This window comes from Capnocytophaga sp. oral taxon 864, assembly GCF_002998835.1.
In the GTDB taxonomy this organism is placed as follows: domain Bacteria; phylum Bacteroidota; class Bacteroidia; order Flavobacteriales; family Flavobacteriaceae; genus Capnocytophaga; species Capnocytophaga ochracea.
The window spans coordinates 2,537,534-2,557,714 of sequence record NZ_CP027232.1; the positions used below are offsets into that span (position 1 = coordinate 2,537,534).

The 20,181-nt window shown below is 39.5% G+C and carries 15 protein-coding genes, 1 tRNA gene and 1 pseudogene; 14 read left to right on the forward strand and 3 right to left on the reverse strand.

The window, feature by feature from the left end; translation table 11 throughout:
- Nucleotides 1–113: 113 nt before the first annotated feature.
- Nucleotides 114–1,367 (reverse strand): methionine adenosyltransferase, encoded by a 1,254-nt coding sequence (gene metK, locus C3V44_RS11370; RefSeq protein ID WP_106096536.1) that lies wholly within the window; start codon nucleotides 1,365–1,367, stop codon nucleotides 114–116.
- Between the two features lie 277 nt (nucleotides 1,368–1,644).
- Nucleotides 1,645–2,259, reverse strand: coding sequence for a hypothetical protein (locus tag C3V44_RS11375; protein ID WP_106096537.1), 615 nt, complete (start codon nucleotides 2,257–2,259; stop codon nucleotides 1,645–1,647).
- A 396-nt stretch (nucleotides 2,260–2,655) separates the two neighbouring features.
- On the opposite strand from C3V44_RS11375, the gene C3V44_RS11380 reads away from it, so the two are divergent.
- The 12 genes from C3V44_RS11380 (at nucleotide 2,656) to C3V44_RS11435 (ending at nucleotide 14,911) form a co-directional block, all read left to right on the forward strand.
- Nucleotides 2,656–5,712, forward strand: coding sequence for a SusC/RagA family TonB-linked outer membrane protein (locus C3V44_RS11380; RefSeq protein ID WP_106096538.1), 3,057 nt, complete (start codon nucleotides 2,656–2,658; stop codon nucleotides 5,710–5,712).
- A 9-nt stretch (nucleotides 5,713–5,721) separates the two neighbouring features.
- Nucleotides 5,722–7,230: a RagB/SusD family nutrient uptake outer membrane protein gene (locus tag C3V44_RS11385; protein WP_106096539.1), complete on the forward strand. Its 1,509-nt coding sequence runs from the start codon at nucleotides 5,722–5,724 to the stop codon at nucleotides 7,228–7,230.
- Between the two features lie 67 nt (nucleotides 7,231–7,297).
- A complete protein-coding gene (locus C3V44_RS11390) occupies nucleotides 7,298–8,518 on the forward strand; it encodes a DUF6051 family protein (protein ID WP_106096540.1) in 1,221 nt (406 codons plus the stop codon).
- Between the two features lie 249 nt (nucleotides 8,519–8,767).
- Nucleotides 8,768–9,529: a TatD family hydrolase gene (locus tag C3V44_RS11395; protein ID WP_106096541.1), complete on the forward strand. Its 762-nt coding sequence runs from the start codon at nucleotides 8,768–8,770 to the stop codon at nucleotides 9,527–9,529.
- Nucleotides 9,530–9,601: 72 nt separating this feature from the next.
- Nucleotides 9,602–10,735 (forward strand): 1-acyl-sn-glycerol-3-phosphate acyltransferase, encoded by a 1,134-nt coding sequence (locus C3V44_RS11400; RefSeq protein WP_106096542.1) that lies wholly within the window; start codon nucleotides 9,602–9,604, stop codon nucleotides 10,733–10,735.
- On the forward strand, nucleotides 10,722–11,750 hold the full coding sequence (locus C3V44_RS11405; RefSeq protein WP_106096543.1) for an asparaginase: 1,029 nt from the start codon (nucleotides 10,722–10,724) through the stop codon (nucleotides 11,748–11,750). Before C3V44_RS11400 ends, C3V44_RS11405 begins: the two co-directional genes overlap by 14 nt.
- A 69-nt stretch (nucleotides 11,751–11,819) precedes the next feature.
- Nucleotides 11,820–11,907, forward strand: a tRNA-Ser gene (locus tag C3V44_RS11410).
- 71 nt (nucleotides 11,908–11,978) lie between these two features.
- Nucleotides 11,979–12,710: a MotA/TolQ/ExbB proton channel family protein gene (locus C3V44_RS11415; protein ID WP_106096544.1), complete on the forward strand. Its 732-nt coding sequence runs from the start codon at nucleotides 11,979–11,981 to the stop codon at nucleotides 12,708–12,710.
- Nucleotides 12,711–12,738: 28 nt separating this feature from the next.
- Nucleotides 12,739–13,170, forward strand: a complete 432-nt coding sequence (locus C3V44_RS11420; protein ID WP_009410901.1) for a hypothetical protein — start codon at nucleotides 12,739–12,741, stop codon at nucleotides 13,168–13,170.
- 6 nt (nucleotides 13,171–13,176) lie between these two features.
- Nucleotides 13,177–13,791 (forward strand): biopolymer transporter ExbD, encoded by a 615-nt coding sequence (locus C3V44_RS11425; protein WP_002673266.1) that lies wholly within the window; start codon nucleotides 13,177–13,179, stop codon nucleotides 13,789–13,791.
- 12 nt (nucleotides 13,792–13,803) lie between these two features.
- Nucleotides 13,804–14,283 (forward strand): biopolymer transporter ExbD, encoded by a 480-nt coding sequence (locus C3V44_RS11430; RefSeq protein WP_002673265.1) that lies wholly within the window; start codon nucleotides 13,804–13,806, stop codon nucleotides 14,281–14,283.
- A gap of 118 nt (nucleotides 14,284–14,401) precedes the next feature.
- Nucleotides 14,402–14,911 carry an outer membrane beta-barrel protein gene (locus C3V44_RS11435; protein WP_106096545.1) on the forward strand — a complete coding sequence of 170 codons (510 nt, stop codon included), beginning with the start codon at nucleotides 14,402–14,404 and terminating at the stop codon, nucleotides 14,909–14,911.
- 46 nt (nucleotides 14,912–14,957) lie between these two features.
- On the opposite strand, the gene C3V44_RS11440 is transcribed toward C3V44_RS11435, so the two are convergent.
- Entirely contained in the window at nucleotides 14,958–17,201 is a 2,244-nt protein-coding gene (locus tag C3V44_RS11440; RefSeq protein ID WP_106096546.1) for a helix-turn-helix domain-containing protein, read from the reverse strand.
- 354 nt (nucleotides 17,202–17,555) lie between these two features.
- Here C3V44_RS11440 and C3V44_RS11445 point away from each other — a divergent pair.
- Together C3V44_RS11445 and C3V44_RS11450 are read left to right on the forward strand one after the other, a co-directional pair.
- A pseudogene (locus C3V44_RS11445) lies at nucleotides 17,556–18,979 on the forward strand (Gfo/Idh/MocA family protein).
- A gap of 114 nt (nucleotides 18,980–19,093) precedes the next feature.
- On the forward strand, nucleotides 19,094–20,179 hold the full coding sequence (locus C3V44_RS11450) for an AAA family ATPase (RefSeq protein WP_106096547.1): 1,086 nt from the start codon (nucleotides 19,094–19,096) through the stop codon (nucleotides 20,177–20,179).
- Nucleotides 20,180–20,181: the final 2 nt, after the last annotated feature.

Sequence of the window (20,181 nt, forward strand, 5' to 3'; positions counted from 1 at the left end):
CTTCCAACTATTTAATTTGCATTGTATATCATCTTCTAAACAAATAAAAGAAGGCTGTCTGTTTTCTATCAGACAGCCTTCTTTATATTAATATTAACATTAACTGCTAATCATTAATCATTAAAAAAAGTGGTTTTTACTTTCTCTACAAAGTCTAACTTTTCCCAAGTAAAAAGCTCTACTTCTATCTTTTTTGTCTTGTGATAAGGTGATGAGAACACTTTGGTTACTACCTTAGGAGTACGTCCCATATGTCCGTAAGATGCTGTTTCGCTATAAATAGGATTGCGTAGTTTCAAGCGTTGTTCTATATCATACGGGCGCAAAGGGAAGATTTCTTGTATCTTCTTCGCTATTTCACCATCGGTGAGGTTTACCTTAGCTGTACCATAAGTATTTACGTACACGCCCGTAGGTTCGGCTACCCCTATGGCGTAACTCACTTGCACCAATATCTCATCGGCTACTCCTGCGGCTACTAAGTTCTTAGCGATGTGTCGCATAGCATAAGCTGCACTGCGGTCTACCTTGCTCGGGTCTTTGCCGGAGAAAGCGCCTCCGCCGTGAGCCCCTTTACCGCCATATGTATCTACGATAATTTTACGACCAGTCAAGCCTGTATCGCCGTGAGGACCTCCTATCACGAAGATACCCGTAGGGTTGATGTGGTAAATAATCTTGTCGTCAAAGAATGGCGCATATTGAGGATACTTTTTAATCACACGCGGTATGAGAATGTTCACAATGTCTTCTTTTATCTTTTGAAGCATCTTCTTTTCCGTGTCGAATTCGTCGTGTTGGGTAGAAATCACAATCGTGTTCACGCGCACCGGTTTGTTGTCATCGCTGTATTCAAGGGTTACTTGGCTTTTCGCATCGGGGCGCAAATAGGTAATCTCTTTGTTTTCACGACGTAAATCAGCTAATTCTCTCAGCAAAGCGTGCGAGAGGTCTAAGGCAAGAGGCATATAGTTTTCGGTTTCGTTTACCGCATAACCAAACATCATTCCTTGGTCGCCAGCCCCTTGTTCTTCGGGGTTACCGCGGTCTACCCCCTGATTGATATCGGGCGATTGTTCGTGAATTGCCGAAAGCACACCACACGATTTGGCTTCAAACATATAGTCGCTTTTAGTATAGCCAATTTTCTCAATTACGTTGCGCGCAATTTGCTGTACATCTATGTAGGTGTTCGATTTTACTTCCCCAGCCAATATTACCTGACCGGTAGTAACTAAAGTCTCGCACGCCACCTTCGAATGAGGGTCGAAAGCAAGAAAGTTGTCGATTAGAGCATCGCTTATTTGGTCTGCGATTTTGTCGGGGTGTCCTTCAGAAACGGACTCAGAGGTGAATAAATATCCCATTGGTAATTATGATTTAGTAGAGGACGCAATTGTAAAGAAGAATGGGGAACCGACGTGAAAAGCAAGTAAAGATTACTGTTTTAGCATTTTTCGGGGAGTACCCCAAGAGGTTGCAATCAGTACAAATTTGTCCTCTTGTTATGTTTTTCGGTGCAAAGGTATAAAATAATTATAAATGAACAATTATAAATAAATAAATTTCTCTACTGTTCATTCGCTCACACCTGTTTGTCGTGCTAATTGCCTGTGCGACTCGCACTTCACTGTGTGGCTCACACTAAAGTCCTATCACTATCCCAACACTCGGTATAAAACCACTGCTGAAAACACTTTTGTCCTTCTTGTAGAGCACATTGTAGCTCACACCTATCTGTATATACACATTACCCCCCACATTTTGCATATAACCAGCTCCCACATACAAGACATCTTCCTCAGTATTGTATTTGTAATTGGAGCTTTTATGCTTCTGAGAGATAAAATAATGCTGATAAGAACTACTCACATACGCCACCCTACCTATGTAATAGGTTAAAGCAGGACCTACGCCCACTAGCAAACTACGGTAGTATTCCGAGTTTTGAAAAGAACCATTCACTACAGCAGCAAGCTCCAAATCCTCAGTGATTTTGTACCCCAAGCGTGGCGATACATCAATTCCCAATCCATAAGTAGAGTAGCCAATACCTATATTTCCCCCATAAGTCCAAGGGCTAGGACGGCTGTTTTGGTAATCAGGGTCTAAAATATTAGGATTTTGTGACCAAGCTAAGTGACTCATAACAAGGAGTGTGATGGCTGATAAAAAGCGCTTCATATTCATATGTTTATATTTTTCGGCAAAGATAATAAATAATTGCAAATAGCCAAATCTTACCTTATCAATAAGCAATGGCGTATTTTTCTATAAGATAATACTTTTTTAGAAAAACCAATAACAGAACATAAGTGTAACTACCTTATAGCGCTCAGCCAAGGTGTACAAAGGCTTTCATTAACATTCCTATATCTATCGTCCAAGATTCGTTTAAGTTTCCTATAAGCTCCATATAAAAATTTTTTTACCCAAAAAAACGCTCATAAAAAATATATTCATCACATTTTCAGTATATAAACTCTCAAAGTTCTAAAAACGCCATTTTGTCAATAAAGAGGCTATAAAACATATTTATTTTCTGTTTTGAGTTCTATTTTTAGAAAAATATTCTAAAAGAGGAATCTCTTTTTTCTTTTGTTTGTTTTTCTCATTTTTTTTTAGAAAACTTTGCACTGAAAAATAAAGCGATTTATGAATTTGAAAAATTTATTAGTTTTTGTAGGTATTTTCCTTTGGGTATTACCTTCCTTAGCGCAAAATGTAACGATTAAGGGCTCGGTGAAAGACACGAAGGGTGAACCTATGATGGGTGCTTTTGTCTTTATAAAAGGCACCCAACACGGTACTTCTACTGACTTTGATGGCAACTATACTCTCAATGCCCAAGTAGGCGATGTACTCAAATATTCATTCTTGGGAATGAAATCTGTCGAAAAGAAAGTAACGGTAGGTGTAACCCAAATAGATATCGTCCTTGAAGACGATATTCAGCAATTAGAGGGTACAGTGGTAACTGGCTATGGAGGCAAGAAAATAGCCAGTCGCACAGTGGCTTCGGTAGCTACTGTAAAAGGCAAAGATTTTGCCGAAACCCCTAATGCTAATATCACCGATGCGCTACAAGGTAAAGTGGCAGGTATGGTGGTAACTACCGAGTCCGGAAGACCTGGGGCAAGCTCTTCGGTACTCATTCACGGGCTCAACACGTTTATGTCAGTTTTTGATAAGACGATAGTCTCAGAACCTTTGTATATAATAGATGGTGCCCCTGTAAGTGGCGATATAATGACGATGTATAACCCTACCGATATAGAAAGCGTAACAGTACTCAAAGACGCTGCTTCTACTTCTATCTATGGAGCTCGTGCTGCCAATGGGGTGATTTTAATTACTACCAAAAGAGGTAAACGCAATGAGCGCACTCATATTACTATTAATCATCAGTTGGGCTTCTCAATGCGCACCAATGTAACTCGCAAATTCTTTGATAATATGGCGAGCCCACAAGAGTATATGGACTTTTGGGTAAAAAAAGACCCCAATGCTATTGTGGCTTTCGGTAGGCGTTCGGGCTACACTCAAACTACGGCAAGAGCTATCGCCGATAGTATCTTGGCGGCAAATCCTTATAATACACGTTGGGATAAAGTTTTCTTTCGCGATTTCGCTCCTATCTCACGCACCGATGTGTCTATTTCGGGAGGAAGTAATACGACCTCTTATTACATTTCGTTGGGCTACTTAGACCAACAGGGTATCAAGGCGCGTTCGGACTACAAGCGCTATAATCTCAATACTAATTTAGACACTCAAGTAACCGATTGGCTTAAAGCAGGGCTTTCAATCTCCTTAGGAACTACTACTGCCGAAGGAGTATCGAATGCTGGTAGTGAAACCGATATATTGTCGCTCCCTATTTATTCTCCCAAAGAGAGCGATGGGAAGAGAAAGAATTACATTCCTTCTTTTATTAATCGTCAAAATGGCTTTTTTCACCCTGATTATATGGCTGAAAAATACCCTTCTATTGATTATACTGAGGATATATTGCCTATAGGGTATTTATTAATAGAACCTATCAAGAACCTGACATTTAAAAGCCAAGTAGGGATACAGTATAATGTAAATGAAACTGAAAGCAAAGGGCCTCTACCTTCTTATATAGATTATCGTTATAGTAATGATAGTAGCAAAACGGTAGCACAAACCTTTCGCTATCTCAATAAATACATACAGCGTACTTATACTAACCTATTGCAATACAAATGGAATATAAAGAACTTACACGATTTTGATTTCTTATTGGGGCAAGAATCTATCGAAACGCTGTGGCGCTCATTCAACGCATCGTCTAAGGGGCAACCTTCTGATGCTTTATCAATGCTCAGTCACGGAACTAAAGAATATAATGTAGGAGATAGTCAGTCTGAATCAGGATTTAATTCCTATTTTGCCCGTTTGGAATACTCTTATAAATACCGTTATTTTATAGACCTATCAGCACGCCGTGATGGTTCATCAGCCTTTGGCTCAAATAATCGCTATGCCAATTTCTGGGCGATAGGAGGAATGTGGAAACTCAAAGAGGAGAAGTTTTTGCAAAAGGTAAAATGGCTTACCAGCTTAGATTTGCGTTTTAGCACTGGTATTTCGGGCAACTCTTCTATTGGTGATTATCGCAATAGAACCTTGGTAGATGCTTCAAAATTATATAAACAAACCCCAGGTTATTTTATCGCGATGCTCGGTAATCCCGATATTATGTGGGAAGAACAACAGAAAACAACACTCGGCTTGCACATCGGTATCGCCAAAGGTACTACTATCAATTTTGAAGTGTATGAGCGCAATACCCATAAAACTCTTGCACAACGTTATATAAACTCAGCGTCGGGCTTTACTTCTATTCCGGATAATATAGGTGATATGCAAAATAGAGGTTTTGACCTTACTATTTCAACGATTACATATAGAAGTAAGAACAATGATTTAAGCATACGTCCTTATTTCAATATGAATTACAATGAACAGAAGGTAACTTCGCTATTCTTGAGCAAAGATAATTTTGTGAATAGACTTTTTAATAATGGATATAGGCTAAATGAACCATTACAATGGGCATTGCCAATATTTAAGGGTATCAATAAAGACGGAGATGCCGAATGGTATCAACGAAACGAAGATAACCCTATGATACAACAAAAAGACGACTCCAAAGTTACAACCCAATTCAGTGAAGACCTAATACAAACTACAGGTAAGAAAATGTTTGCACCTATCAATGGTGGTTTTGGGCTAAGCGCTGCTTATAAGAATGTATCACTCGATTTGGCATTTTCTTATGCTTTGGGCAAATGGCTTATCAATGAAGACCGATACTATACTTTAAACCAAAGCACTTTTGGAGGTAAGAATTTTAATAGAGAATTGTTTAACTATTGGAAACAAGAAGGTGATGATACAGAGTTGCCTAAACTCAGCAGTGCTTATTATATGCGCAAAGACACTCGCTTACTCGAAAATGCCTCTTATATGCGCTTGAAGAGTATAAGTTTAAGTTATGCGCTTCCTCAGGAGGTAATAGACCAAATGAGATTCTTTTCAGGAGTGCGCCTATATGCATCGGCACGTAATATTTTTACTATTACCAAATATTCAGGAGCCGACCCTGAGTTTTCTAATACGTTATCAAGAGGAGGTTATCCGCCTGCTCGTCAATTTACTATAGGTGTAGAACTTAAATTCTAAAAAGGGAAAATGAAAAAAATAATATATATATCACTTTTATGTTCTTTTTTGGTGTCGTTGCCTACGGGTTGTGCTCGTTTGGACTTAGACCCCTATAATTACGCCAGTGAGAATACCAGCTTTAAGAATAAGCGCGATGCCGAGATGTGGGTAAACGGGATGTATAACGCTTTGCGTGATTACAATCAGGGGCAACAGATGTATGCCTCAGACCTCCAAGCCGATTATCTCAACGCAGCTGCGGGAGCGATGGAAAAGTTGCCCGATATGCATCGGTGGTCTACGTTTGCTTCTTCAGAGCACGCTACTGCCTCTATATGGAAAGAACGCTTTCTTATCATTCAAGATATAAACACGGGTATTAAGGGCTTCCCTAATATACCTGAGCAATCAGAAATACAAGAACTTACAGGAGCTCTCTACTTAGGGCGAGCCTATTGCTATACCTATTTGGTTACGCACTTCTGCAAGCCTTATAACAGTAGTACAGCAACTACCGATTTAGGTTTACCTCTGCTTACAGCTCCTACGCTCAAGAACTTCCCTCCGCGCAGTAGTGTAGCCGAAACCTATGATTTTATACTCAGTGATATTCAGAAAGCCGAAACCTTATTGGCAAACCAAACAGGAGCAGCAGGAGCTGATACTTTCACCCTCGATGCTGCCAGAGCTCTCAAAGCAAGGGTCTTGCTCTATAAAAATGATTGGGCACAAGCCTACCAAGTAGCAGTAGCACTTATCAGTACTAATCGCTATCCATTGGCTGCCTCTGCCGATGCTTTCAAAAAAATATGGACAGAAGATGATAATGCCGAAAGTATTATTCAGTTATACGCAGCTGTTAATGCAGGAGTTTATGAAACTTCTGATAATACCAATGAGCTCTATTTAGGCGAAAGTGAAAGTTTCTTTTTCCCAGGACAGATAGACGCCAATCCTAATGTATTGCCCACTCAGGATTTTATAGATTTATTTACTACTGACGACTGGCGAAAAGATGTTTTCTTGAAAGAAATAACCGTAGGGTTTAGCTCTCTTTATGCTGTAAACAAGTACCCTCGAAATAGAGAATTAGAACCTATTGATAGTTATAATTTTTATTATGGGCATAAGGCTAAGCTTTTTCGCATAGCTGAAACTTACCTTATAGCAGCCGAAGCTGCCTATAAAAACAATGATGAAACTAATGCTAAAAAGTACTTAAACCTATTACGTGCTGCAAGAGGGCTCAGTGCTATTACTACCTCAGGAAGCAACCTTTTTGCCGACATACAAAACGAGCGCAATAGAGAGTTAGCTTTTGAAGATTTCCGCCTGTATGACCTTAATCGCTGGGGATTGCCTGTAAAAAGAGGCACTCCTCAGGATGTAACGGCTATTAGGAATACTCCTGCCTCTGATTATAGTGAACTCAATATTCAGGTAGGAAGTAATTACTATTACAAAATAGTATGGCCTGTACCAGTAGATGATATAGACTACGAACAAGGCAATTGGAAACAAAATCCTAATTGGTAATCCTATAATTAGCAAATTAGTAAATGTGGAAATTTGCTAATTTGCTAATTTTCTAATTTATAAAAATATGGAATATTGCGAATTATACAAAAAACTAAAAACAGTTTTCGATACCCAGCGTGATACCGAATTACCCGAGCTGGGTATTCGTATTTTGCATAATAGCTTCTTCTCCGAAGGGGCTAAGTATTACTTGCCAGGAAGTCCGCATTTGTTTTGTCAAGAACATAACTTATCGTTTCCTTCTCAGCTTAATGATGCGCAAGACGACCTCCATTGGGCTGACTATGATGTGGATTGTAATATTCATTTTCAGTATCATATAATACAACCTTTGGGTACTCCAAAAGCTGAAGGGGTGATTATTGTATTCCACGGACTGAACGAAAAGAAATGGGATAAATACTTACCGTGGGCTTATGGATTGGCAACACAAACAGGTAAGGCAGTAATGCTCTTTCCAATAGCCTTCCATATGAGTCGTGCCCCTGAGCGATGGAGCTCTCGCCAAGAAATGTACATTATTGCACAAAAGCGTATGAATGAGTTTCCGGATAATTCGGAAACCTCTTATGTGAATGCGGCGACTTCTACGCGTTTAGATGCCTTTCCTCAACGTCTCTTTTGGTCGGGTTTGCAAACGTATAACGACATAGTACAGCTCATCACCGACCTGAAAGCGGGCTTGCTCCCTACCATTGCACCTACGGCTACGGTAGACCTCTTTGGGTATTCCATAGGTTCTTTCCTTTCTGTAATATTGATGATGGCAAATCCCAAAGACTATTTTACTAATTCCAAGCTCTTTTGCTTCTGCGGAGGTATGACTATCGACCGTATGTTCCCCATCTCTAAATACATAATGGACGGACGTGCAGCGATAACAATGCAGAAAACCTTTGCCGAACTGCTCAGCACCAATTTCAAGAACGACGACCGCCTAAGACATTATCAAGACAGTAACCTTCATTTTGGTGAAGGTTGGTTCAAAACGATGTTGCGCTACAACTATTACCAGAAAGAACGTGAACAGCGCTTTTTGCAGTTGGAGAAGCAAATCAAAGCTTTAGTATTGGAGAAGGACGAGGTAACACCTCCTATTGAGGCACTCAACACCCTTAAAGGAGGCTACAGAAATATCAATATAGAGGTACAAATAGAAGATTTTCCTTATCCGTATACCCATATGAGTCCGTTTGCCCTCACCACCAAGAACGCTCCTCAAGTAACCGAGGCTTTTGAGAGGTTTGTAACATCGGCAGTAGCGTTTTATTTAGGTAAAAGGTAAAAGGGAAGTACAGGAATAACGAATGACGAACAAAAGACGAAGGGAAGGTGAACGAAGAGTGGGTCTACAGTGGGTCTACAGTGGCTAAAGGACGAACAAAAGACGAAGGAAAGACGAACAAATGACGAATCTATACCGAAGATAAGGTGAAGAAAGATTATAGAAATATAGGCTATTAGGAGTTGCACTTGTGATGTATTTAACCTATATAATTGTAAATAACTACTAAACACTAACGGCTAACAACTGATGATAGATACACATACACACTTATATTCAGAAGAATTTGACGCTGACCGTACCGAGATGATCGCACGAGCCAAAGCAGCTGGCGTAACCCGTTGTTTTATCCCAGCTATTGATGCGAGCTATACCCAGCGAATGTTTCAGCTGAAAAACGATTATCCTGACTACGTTTTCCTAATGAACGGTCTGCACCCTTGTAGTGTGAAAGAAAACTATCAGGAGGAACTTGCGCACGTTGAGAATTTGATGCAATCGCATTTCTTTTGTGCTATTGGCGAAATAGGCATCGACCTTTATTGGGATAAAACTTTTCTCAAAGAGCAACAAGAGGCTTTCCAAAGGCAAATACAGTTGGCTAAAAAACATCAGTTGCCTATTGTTATTCACTGTCGAGAGGCTTTTGACGAAGTGTTTGAGATTTTAGAAACTGAAAAAAGTGACGAACTTTTTGGCATTTTTCACTGCTTTACGGGTACAGAAGCGCAAGCTCAGCGCGCTATTGGCTACGGCTTACATTTAGGTATTGGCGGAGTGGTAACTTTTAAGAACGGAAAGATAGACCAGTTTTTAAAAAATATAGATTTACAGCATATCGTTTTAGAAACCGATTCACCTTATTTGGCACCAGTACCTTACCGCGGGAAACGCAACGAAAGTGCTTATATAGTGAAAGTTGTAGAGAAATTATCGGATATATATGCTTTGCCCGAAAGCGAGATTATACGCCTTACTGACGAAAATGCTACAAATATATTTAAGATTTAATTAGGTATTATCAAATATATTTCGTTACTTTGCCTTTCGTTATCCAAAACAAGAGAATATAGAGTATCTGAAATGACCGATTATTTCAAGTCCATACGTCCGTTTAACGACAACGAAGTAGCACGTGCCTTGTCGCAAATTAAAGATAATCCTTTGATTCGAGCGATGATGGCTTATGCATTTCCTGATGAAACTCCCGAGGAGCGAGAGCGACGACTGCTTGCTTGCCAAAAGGTGTCCGATTTTCAGGAGGATATAATGTATCAAGTGGTTACTAAGGCGATTGAGAAAAGTATTTCGGAATTTACCTGTGATGGGTTTGACGGTTTAGACCCCCGCAAAGCTTATGTATTTGTTTCCAATCACCGCGATATTGTTTTAGATACTTCCTTATTAAACGTTGCCCTATACGACAATCACCTTTCGATGACGGCTTCGGCGATGGGCGACAATTTGCTTAGGAAAAAGTATTTGAAGATATTGGCGATGCTCAACAGAAATATTATTATATATAGGAGTCTGCCCCCACGAGAGGCTTTGGAGCATTCTAAATTGGTATCGGAATATATTTACCACTGCATTACAGAAGAGCATCGCAATGTGTGGATTGCGCAACGAGAAGGGCGTACTAAGAACGGCGACGACCGTACCCAGCAAGGGGTTTTGAAGATGCTCACCCTTAATGCTCCCGAAGATATATCACCTTTGCAGTACCTGAAAACACTTAATTTAGTACCGATGTCGATTTCCTATGAGTTTGACCCTACTGATCTGTTGAAGTTGCCTGCTCTTATTGCCCAACATAACGGGGTAGAATACGTGAAATCTAAAAAAGAGGATTTTGAAAACATCATTCAAGGCTTGTTGGGACAAAAAGGGCGTGTGCATATTTCGGTAGGACAACCGCTGTACGACCAGATAGACACAATAGAAGCCATACATCAGCATCTTAACAAGCAATTGCAAGCCTTAGCTGAATGTTTGGACAGAGCTATTCATCAACAGTACAAGTTGTTTCCTGCGAATTATATTGCTTATGATTTGCTGAACGACACCTCTATATATAAGGAATACTACAACGAAAAAGATTTTCGACGTTTTGAACGCCGAATGAACAACCGAAGCAATTCTGAAGACCTTTCACAAAAGAAGTTCTTAGAGATGTACGCTAATCCTGTAAAGAACAAACTCGATGGAAACCAATAATTCAAAAGTGCTCCTCATCTATACGGGGGGGACTATCGGGATGATAAAGGACTACCAAACAGGAGCCTTGCGTGCTTTCGAGTTTGATAATCTTTACAAGCGTATTCCTGAGCTCTCGCACTTAGATTGTGAAATCTCGGTGCACTCGTTTGAGAAAGTGATAGACTCCTCGGATATGAACCCCCAGCATTGGATTGAAATTGCTGAGGTGATTGAAAGAGAGTATAATCACTACGATGGTTTTGTAGTGTTGCACGGCAGTGATACGATGAGCTACTCGGCTTCGGCTTTAAGCTTTATGCTACAAGGGCTTACTAAACCTGTAATATTTACCGGTTCGCAACTGCCGATAGGCGATTTGCGCACCGATGCCAAAGAGAACCTCATTACCTCTATACAGCTGGCAGCGTTGAAAGAGAATGGCGAGCCGGTGATACAAGAAGTAGGACTCTATTTCGAGTACAAGCTCTACCGAGGTAACCGCACTACCAAAATAAATGCCGAGCACTTTCAAGCTTTTGCCTCGCTGAACTACCCGCTGTTGGTAGAAAGTGGTGTACATTTAAAGGTAATGAAAGAGAACCTTTTACCCCGTAAGCAAAAGCAACATTTAGAAGTGTGGAAAGATTTTGAAACTAACGTAGCGATTATCAAGATGTTCCCAGGCATTACTGCATCTATACTGAATGGTATTTTCAATATCCCAAATCTGAAAGGGGTAGTGTTAGAAACCTACGGTTCAGGTAATGCTCCTACCGATGCGTGGTTTGTAGAGAGTTTGCAGAGTGCTATTGATAAAGAAATACATATAGTGAATGTTACCCAGTGTTCTGGAGGTAGTGTGATGATGGGCAAATATGAAGCGAGTGAAGCCCTCAAAAAGATGGGAGTGATAGACGGAAAAGACCTCACAACCGAGTCGGCAATCACAAAATTGATGCTTTTGCTTAAAAAAAATATTTCTCATAAACTATTCAAAATCAAGTTTGAAGAAAATATAGCTGGAGAAATTTAGCAAAAAATTAAGAAAAAACTTGTGGGATAGAAAAATAATTTGTTACTTTGGCATTCAGAAACAGCATAGAGAGAGGTGTCCGAGTGGTCGAAGGAGTACGCCTGGAAAGTGTATATACGCCACAAGCGTATCGAGGGTTCGAATCCCTTCCTCTCTGCTTCTTTCTAAAAAAACAGAATAATTATTAAACATTAAATTATTAACTAACAATTTAAAAAGATTAAACAAATGAAAAAAATGTCATCTAAGCTACTTCTAGTAGCAATGTTAATTTTAAACGTGGCTATGGTTAGCGCTCAGGAAGCAACTGAAGCGATGCAACAAAGCAAAGGCTTCCACCAAGTATTTAAAGAGCGTTTCATTGAAGGGGGTCCTGCCTATATGGCTCCAATCTTGCTCTGCTTGATTATTGGTTTGGCAGTAGCTATTGAGAGAATTATTTATCTCAATATGGCGACTACCAATTCTAAAAAGCTAATTGCCAATATTGAAGAGGCATTGGATAGCAAAGGTATTGAGGCAGCTAAAGAAGTGTGCCGTAATACAAAAGGTCCTGTTGCATCTATTTTCTATCAAGGTCTTGACCGTTCATCAGAAGGTATTGATATGGTTGAAAAATCAGTAGTATCTTACGGAGGTGTACAGATGGGTCAATTAGAAAAGAACGTATCTTGGATTTCGCTCTTTATTGCTATTGCACCGATGTTAGGGTTTATGGGTACGGTAATTGGTATGATTGAAGCGTTCGATAAGATTAGTTCAGCTGGTGGTTTGGACGCATCATTGATTGCTGGTGATATCAAGGTTGCCTTGCTTACTACAGTGTTTGGTTTGATTGTAGCGATGATTCTACAAGTATTTTACAACTACATCATTGCTAAAATCGACGCTATCGTAAATGATATGGAAGATGCTTCTATCTCATTGATAGACCTTTTAGTAGCAAGAAAAATGAAATAATTTATTCACCCATTAAACAACTTTAAGTATGTATAAAATAGCAAAATATGGAGCTCTTGCTTTGGGCGTAATTGGGGTAGTTCTATGGATTGTTTTGTCTTTCTTTACAAACGCAGAGGATCCCAATAACGGTACTATGCAAGCTTTGTTTGTGCTCACATATGTTCTTTTAGGAATAGCTTTGTTAGCAGTAATCATATCAGCGGCACAAAACATTTTAGCTTCACCAAAAGCACTTAAGAAAACGCTTATCTATACAGGAGGATTTGTGGTAGTTCTTCTTTTAGCTTATATCTTCTCATCAGGAGCTGTAGAAGCTAATGCCAGTGACGAAGTGAAGAAAGCCAGCGAATCTGTAAGAAGATGGGTAAGCACAGGTTTAATCGCTTTGTACATATTGGTAGCGGTAGCCGTAGTAGCTCTTATAGCTTCCAATGTGAAAAAAGCACTAATGAAATAAGAAATTATGGCAAAACGTTCCGCACCCGAGGTAAATGCAGGTTCAATGGCTGATATTGCTTTCTTGTTGTTGATATTCTTTTTGGTAACAACAACTATTGAGAGTAACTCAGGGATTACTGTAAAGTTACCTCCTAAACCACAAGAAAATACGCCACCACCTCCACCAGTAAAAGAGAAAAACGTATTGGTAGTGGTAGTGAACAAGTACAACCAGTTGTTAATAAACAACGAAGTTAAGGAACTTAAAGACGTAAAAGAAACAGCGCTTAATTTCTTGGATAACAATGGAGATGGTTCTTGTACTTACTGTAAAGGTAAAAGAGACCCTCTATCATCTGACAACCCAGATAAAGCAGTTATTTCTTTGCGCAACGACCGTGAAACTTCATATCACACTTATATAGCTGTACAAAATGAATTGATTAAGGCATATAATGAGTTACGTGAGCGTGAACGCAGACGTTTGTTCCCTAACGAAGTACCTTACGTTCAGATAGAGGAAGAATTTAACGCAGCTCGTACTCCTAAAGACAGGAAAGATGCGTTAGAACCTAAAATCGTGAAATTACAGGAGCTATTCCCAAGAAAATTGCTTGAAACAGCACCTAAGAAACACTAAAATTAGAAGGATATGTCAAAATTTACAAAAAAGAAAAGTGGCGAAACGCCCGCTGTTTCTACGGCTTCTTTGCCAGATATCATCTTTATGCTTTTGTTCTTCTTTATGACAGTAACAGAATCTAAAGACAGTGATTTGATGGTACAAAATAAGTTGCCAGTGGCAGACCAGGTACAAAAATTGGACAAGAAAGACCCAGTTGTGTACATTTATGCAGGGAAACCACTTCCTAAGTATCAGGCTAAGTTTGGTGTAAACGCTAAAATCCAAGTGAACGATAAATTCATTGATGTTTCGGAGGTAAGCCACTATATATTGAATTATAGAGAAGGTTTACGCGATGCACTAAAAGATGTATTTATGACCGCTTTGAAAGTAGATGCTGATACCAATATGGGATTAGTGAGTGATATTCGTGAGAAATTGCAAGATGTTAATGCCTTGAAATTGACTTATATTGCTCGTGAAGGTTCTCCTTTAAATCAAAAATAAATAAGAAACATATTTCTGTGTTAAAAAGACTACCCTAATTTTTAAGGTAGTCTTTTTTTGTTATTATCAATAAAAATATTACCTTTGCATTATTAAAACAAGTTAATAGTAATTATTTATGAGAAAAATCGTTTTACTTTTTGGATTACTCCTCAGTGTAGGAGTAGCTTCAGCACAGTCGTTTGGGGCTGGTGATGTACAAATTAATGGAGGTCTTGGTGTTTCAGGTCCAGGAGCTATGATATATGGTTCAGTGGACGTTGGAATTAACGACCGAATAACTGTAGGAGGTGAGTTATTTTACCGTGGTAGAAACTACAATAGCGTAAAATACAATAATATAGGTGTTTTAGCTACGAGTAATTACCACTTCAATAAACTTATAAGAAGACTTCCTTCAAACGTAGATTTGTACGGTGGTTTAAGTTTGGGATATTACAATTGGAATAATGACCGAGATAATTGGTACAATAATAATCCCGAATATGACTCAGGGCTTGCAGTGCGTCTTCAAACAGGAGGGCGTTACTTCTTTACAGAAAACTTCGGTGTGAATGCTGAGTTATTTGTAGAACACAACTCTTTTGCAACAGGAGGTTTTAAAGCAGGTGTTACTTATAGATTTTAATAACTTAAAAATGAAAAAAGGGACTTCTGAGGAAGTCCCTTTTTTATTATGCTTTTTTAGCTTCTTTTAGTAAGTAGGCTCTGAATAAACGCAATTCGTCCCAACTGTATCTTTCTTCTGTCTTTTCATAAAGACTTTTCAGGGTAGTAAGTTCTTCGTTTTCTTTAAAAATTGTATTCAGTTCATTGATAGTTTCCTCAGGAAGTACCTCAGTAATAGCAATTTTGTCTTGTTCTATGCATTTGGCTATGTGAGAATAGATAGTAGCCTGTGATAGTGTACGCTCTTTGGCTATTTCGGTTACTGTTTTGCCTTCTTTCCAAAGCTGGAGTGTAATATCATAAGTAGAGCGTTTTTCCTTCTTGGGTTTATCATCTTTGGAGAGAGGATATTCGCCTATAAAGAGTTTTTCGTTCTTTAAAATATTATTAATTTTTCCGGTGAGTTCAGTATACAAAGTTTCTAATTTGGCTGAATGTATCTTTTCTTTATCAAAAGGTTGGTCGGATTGTGCTAATTGTATCATTTGTTCTAAGCGGAAGAGCTTCTTTAGCGTCTCGGAAAGGCTATTGTCTAACTCTTTTAGTTCGGTGAAAAATTGCTTGACTTTTTTCTGATTAGCTATCTTTCCTTCAACTAATAGCACTTCATACCACAATTGTTCTAAGAGCGGTGTAAAATAAGTGATACCTTTGGCTACGCGTTCGAAAATATGCTGAACATCGGTTGCATTATTGAAAAGTGTTTTGAGTTGCTTGATGAATTTCTCGGAGACGGTAACGAGTTCTTGCACTCTTACCAACTGCTGTGATGCCCAATCTTTATATAGGTTTTTATTGCCAATTTCACCTGAATAACTATTGCGGTGTAGCACCCATTCTTCTAAAAGAGTATTCCATTGGAAAGTGTTTAGAATATTCTCCTGCAAAAATTCGGTTTTTCCTGTATAACAAGCGGTTTGTACTTCTTTTTCGGAGGCTTTGTTCTCGGCATAACCTATCACTTCACCATTGTTGTTGATACCATTAGCACTTACTGAGGAAAGCAAAATCAAGCCGTCTAACGAGCGCAGGCGCGAAAATGCTACATAGGCTTGACCTGAGGCAAATACGCTTGCCAAATCTAAGATGGCTTTCTCGAAAGTGAGCCCTTGACTTTTGTGTATGGTAATTGCCCACGCCAAACGCAATGGGTATTGGGTAAACGAGCCCAGGCGCTCTTCTTCTATATCTTTGGTTGTTTCATTCAGTTTATATCGTACGTTTTCCCATTCGTAGCGTTCGACGTTTATGACCCTTCCACCGTCTAATTTCACGGTAATTTCACCTTCGGAAAGAGAGACTACTGTACCCATCTTTCCGTTGAAAAACAGATGTTCTCCTGAAATGTCATTTTTGATGAACATTACTCTTGCGCCTTCTTTTAGCTGAATGACTTTTTCGATAGGGTAGAGGTATTCCGGAAAATCATCAACAATATCAGCCTCGTAAGAGAATAGGGGAGAAGAGAGTTTACTCATTTCGCGTTGGTTCATTGCATCGGCTTTGGCGTTGTGAGTGGTGAGGGTGATGTAATCTTTTAGGTGTTTTTTAGGGAAATCTGGCTGTACATACTTTTCTAACTGTTTGATATCCTCAGAGGTAAGTTGGTTTTCACGCAAGTGGTTTAAAATGGAAATAAACAGCTTATCGGTTTGTCGGTAAATGGTTTCGAGTTCTACATATAGCAAAGGATTTTGAGTTATGACTTCGGACTGAAAGAAATACATTCCTTTATAATAATGTTTAAGCACTTCCCATTCCTCTTGTTTTACTACGGGGGGCAACTGTAACAAATCGCCGATGAAGAGTACTTGTACGCCTCCGAAGGGTCGTTTGTCTTTTCGGATAAACTGCAACATATAGTCCATAGCATCGAGCACATCGGCACGGAGCATACTCACTTCATCTACAATTAGCAACTCCATATTGCGGATAACCTGCTGTTTATTTTTGTGCATTTGGAAGTGTTTCCGCAAAGAAAATCGGTTTTCAAAGCGCAAGAATTCATTCACAATAGGGGGATTGCTCAGTGTTGGTAAGAAAGAAGCGAAAGGGAGTTGGAACATCGAATGAATAGTTACCCCGCCAGCATTGAGAGCAGCAATACCCGTAGGGGCAACTACCACCGTATTTTTATAACAAGTATTGATGATTTTGTGTAGCAGAGTAGTTTTACCTGTTCCTGCTTTCCCTGTGAGAAAAATATTTCTATTTGTTTGATTTACAAGTGTAAGTATGTACTCTTCCATACCATTTGTTTGGTTGTTATCATTTAAAACGCAAAGATACGAAACTTATTTTAATTAGCAAATTAACAAATTAGGTGTGAACTACACAGCCAAATTTTGGTAGGAAGGAGGGTAGGTTTAGCTTATAGAAAGCTTATAGGAAGCTTATACGAATCTTGGACGATTGGTATAGAAAGGGTATATAAATAGTTGAAAGTGAATGGTTAAGAGTGAACGTTTTTTTGTAAAAAAGGTACTGAAAAGTAATTGTAAAGGAGTGGATAAATAAATCTTTTTTACTTTTCTTTTGTTACTATTAATTTTTTTTGCTACTTTTGTCACATTAATAATCAACCTTTAAAAATATTCACAGCTATGATTAAAAAAATCTATCAAGTAGCCATAGGCATTGCTGTATGTCTTGGCTTTGTGGCTTGTAACTGCAATCAAGCTACTTCTAATGAGAATAAGAGTAGAAGTTCTTATCAAATTAAAGTAACTACCCCCCTCGTCCAGCTGGACAAACAGATGTACTAAACCTTACTACACCTAAAATGGATACGGTGCGTATAGGAATCATCGGTCTTGGAATGCGCGGACATAGTGCGGTAGAACGTTATATGCACGTGCCCGGAGCGAAAGTTACAGCTATCTGTGATATACGTCCTGAAATGGTAGAAAAAGCGCAACAAGTAATTGAAAAAGCAGGGCATAAGCGTGTAGCCCAGTACACAGGTGATGAAAATGCTTGGAAAGCGCTATGTGAGCGCAAAGATGTAGACCTCGTGTACATAGTAACTGACTGGAAACACCACGTACCAATGGCGCTTTATGCTATGGAACACGGTAAACACGTGGCGATAGAAGTGCCCGCAGCTCTTGATATGGAACAGATTTGGACATTGATTAATATGAGTGAAAAGAAACGCCTACACTGTATGATGCTTGAGAACTGCGTGTATGACTACTTTGAAATTACTACTCTTAATATGGCACAACAAGGCCTCTTGGGAGAAGTGATTCACGGCGAAGGCTCTTATATTCATAACTTAGACGACTTTTGGACTGAGTATTGGAACAACTGGCGTTTAGACTACAATGCTAAAAATCGTGGAGATATATACCCCACGCACGGTATAGGTCCTGTATGTCAAGCACTTAATATTCACCGAGGAGACAAGATGAACTATTTGGTTTCATTTGATACGCACGCTTTTAGAGGTAAAGAAGTGTACAAACGCGTAATGGGCAAAGAAGATCCTAACTTCCAAAACGGCGACCTTACTATTACAATGATTAAAACTGAAAAAGGGAAAACCATACAAATACAACACGATGTGGTAACACCACGCCCATATTCACGTATGTATCAACTTACTGGAACGAATGGATTTGCGAATAAATATCCAATAGAAGGTTATCTTATTCAACCAGAAAGTATAGCAAAAGACGAAGTGCCTAACCACGAAAATCTTTCGGCACACAGCTTTATGCCCGAAGAGGCTAAAAAAGCAATGATGGAAAAATACAAACCACGTATTCTTAGAGAATTGGAAACTAAAGCCAAAGAAGTGGGTGGTCACGGAGGTATGGATTTCATTATGGACTATCGCCTCATCTACTGTTTGCGCAATGGTTTGCCTTTGGATATGGACGTGTATGACCTTGCTGAATGGTGTTGCTTAGCTCCTCTTTCTAAACTATCATTAGAAAACGGCAGTGCTCCTGTAGAAATACCTGATTTTACTCGCGGAGCTTGGAATAAACAAAAAGGTTACAAACACGCGTTTGCTAATTAGAATCCCCACCCCTTTCCCTCCCCCAAGGGGAGGGGGTAGGATAATATATTTTTCTAACTATTTATATTGCATTCTTTCTTCCTTGGGAGGGGGCGAGAGAGGATTATATAACTTATGTCAAACGTATTACGTCTTCCTGCGGAACAACTATATGCAAAAGAATTAGAGGCTTTAAAAGAAGAGGATAAAAAACAAGAAAAGCCCATAGGCTGGCAATTGTCGCCTAAAGCTGTGCTGAAATTTGTAACTGGAGGTACTGCCAGCGGGGTAGAGATTACCCCTAAGTACATCGGTCATAACCGCTTGGTGGAAATCGCTATTGCTACACTCCTTACCGACCGCTCTCTACTGCTTATAGGCGAGCCAGGAACCGCCAAATCGTGGCTTTCCGAGAACCTTACAGCAGCCATTTGTGGTGATTCTGGCAAAGTGATTCAAGGTACTGCGGGCACCAGCGAAGAACACATTCGCTATTCGTGGAACTACGCAATGCTCTTGGCTAACGGGCCATCGCACGAAGCCTTACTTAAATCACCTATTTATCGCGCGATGGAAACAGGAACTGTCGCTCGTTTTGAGGAGATTTCACGTTGTGCCTCCGAAGTACAAGACGCACTGATTTCTATTCTATCGGAGAAGAATATTGCCATTCCAGAACTCAGTGAAGAATTACCTGCTCAGCGCGGTTTCTCTATTATTGCTACAGCTAATACCCGCGATCGTGGTGTAAACGAGATGTCTTCGGCACTTAAAAGACGTTTCAACATCATCGTGCTACCAGCTCCTGCTACTTTAGAAACCGAAGTATCTATCGTAACCAAGCGCGTAGCCGAGATTTCTAACAACTACAAACTGAAAGCTGCCTTGCCAAGCAATGAAGCTATAGAGAAGATTGTAACTATTTTCCGCGAATTGCGCAAAGGAGCTACTTTAGACGAAAAACAGAAACTCAAATCTCCTAGCGGAGTTATTTCTACAGCAGAAGCTATTTCGCTTATCACCAATAGTATGGCATTAGCAGGCAGTTTTGGTAACGGCACTGTTACCGATGAAGATTTAGCATCAGGATTGCAAGGAGCTGTAGTAAAAGATGAAGATAAAGATAAAATGGTGTGGAAGGAATACCTTGAAAATGTAATGAAGAAACGCGGAGCATCGTGGCGTGAACTCTACAACCAATGTTCAACAATGAACAATTGATA

Coding starts and splice junctions, on each gene's coding strand:
- C3V44_RS11450 (WP_106096547.1), top strand. CDS start 19,094: ATGTCAAACGTATTACGTCTTCCTGCGGAACAACTATATGCAAAAGAA.
- C3V44_RS11425 (WP_002673266.1), top strand. CDS start 13,177: ATGGCAAAACGTTCCGCACCCGAGGTAAATGCAGGTTCAATGGCTGAT.
- C3V44_RS11420 (WP_009410901.1), top strand. CDS start 12,739: ATGTATAAAATAGCAAAATATGGAGCTCTTGCTTTGGGCGTAATTGGG.
- C3V44_RS11430 (WP_002673265.1), top strand. CDS start 13,804: ATGTCAAAATTTACAAAAAAGAAAAGTGGCGAAACGCCCGCTGTTTCT.
- C3V44_RS11390 (WP_106096540.1), top strand. CDS start 7,298: ATGGAATATTGCGAATTATACAAAAAACTAAAAACAGTTTTCGATACC.
- C3V44_RS11385 (WP_106096539.1), top strand. CDS start 5,722: ATGAAAAAAATAATATATATATCACTTTTATGTTCTTTTTTGGTGTCG.
- C3V44_RS11415 (WP_106096544.1), top strand. CDS start 11,979: ATGAAAAAAATGTCATCTAAGCTACTTCTAGTAGCAATGTTAATTTTA.
- C3V44_RS11395 (WP_106096541.1), top strand. CDS start 8,768: ATGATAGATACACATACACACTTATATTCAGAAGAATTTGACGCTGAC.
- C3V44_RS11405 (WP_106096543.1), top strand. CDS start 10,722: ATGGAAACCAATAATTCAAAAGTGCTCCTCATCTATACGGGGGGGACT.
- C3V44_RS11440 (WP_106096546.1), bottom strand. CDS start 17,201: ATGGAAGAGTACATACTTACACTTGTAAATCAAACAAATAGAAATATT.
- metK (WP_106096536.1), bottom strand. CDS start 1,367: ATGGGATATTTATTCACCTCTGAGTCCGTTTCTGAAGGACACCCCGAC.
- C3V44_RS11400 (WP_106096542.1), top strand. CDS start 9,602: ATGACCGATTATTTCAAGTCCATACGTCCGTTTAACGACAACGAAGTA.
- C3V44_RS11380 (WP_106096538.1), top strand. CDS start 2,656: ATGAATTTGAAAAATTTATTAGTTTTTGTAGGTATTTTCCTTTGGGTA.
- C3V44_RS11435 (WP_106096545.1), top strand. CDS start 14,402: ATGAGAAAAATCGTTTTACTTTTTGGATTACTCCTCAGTGTAGGAGTA.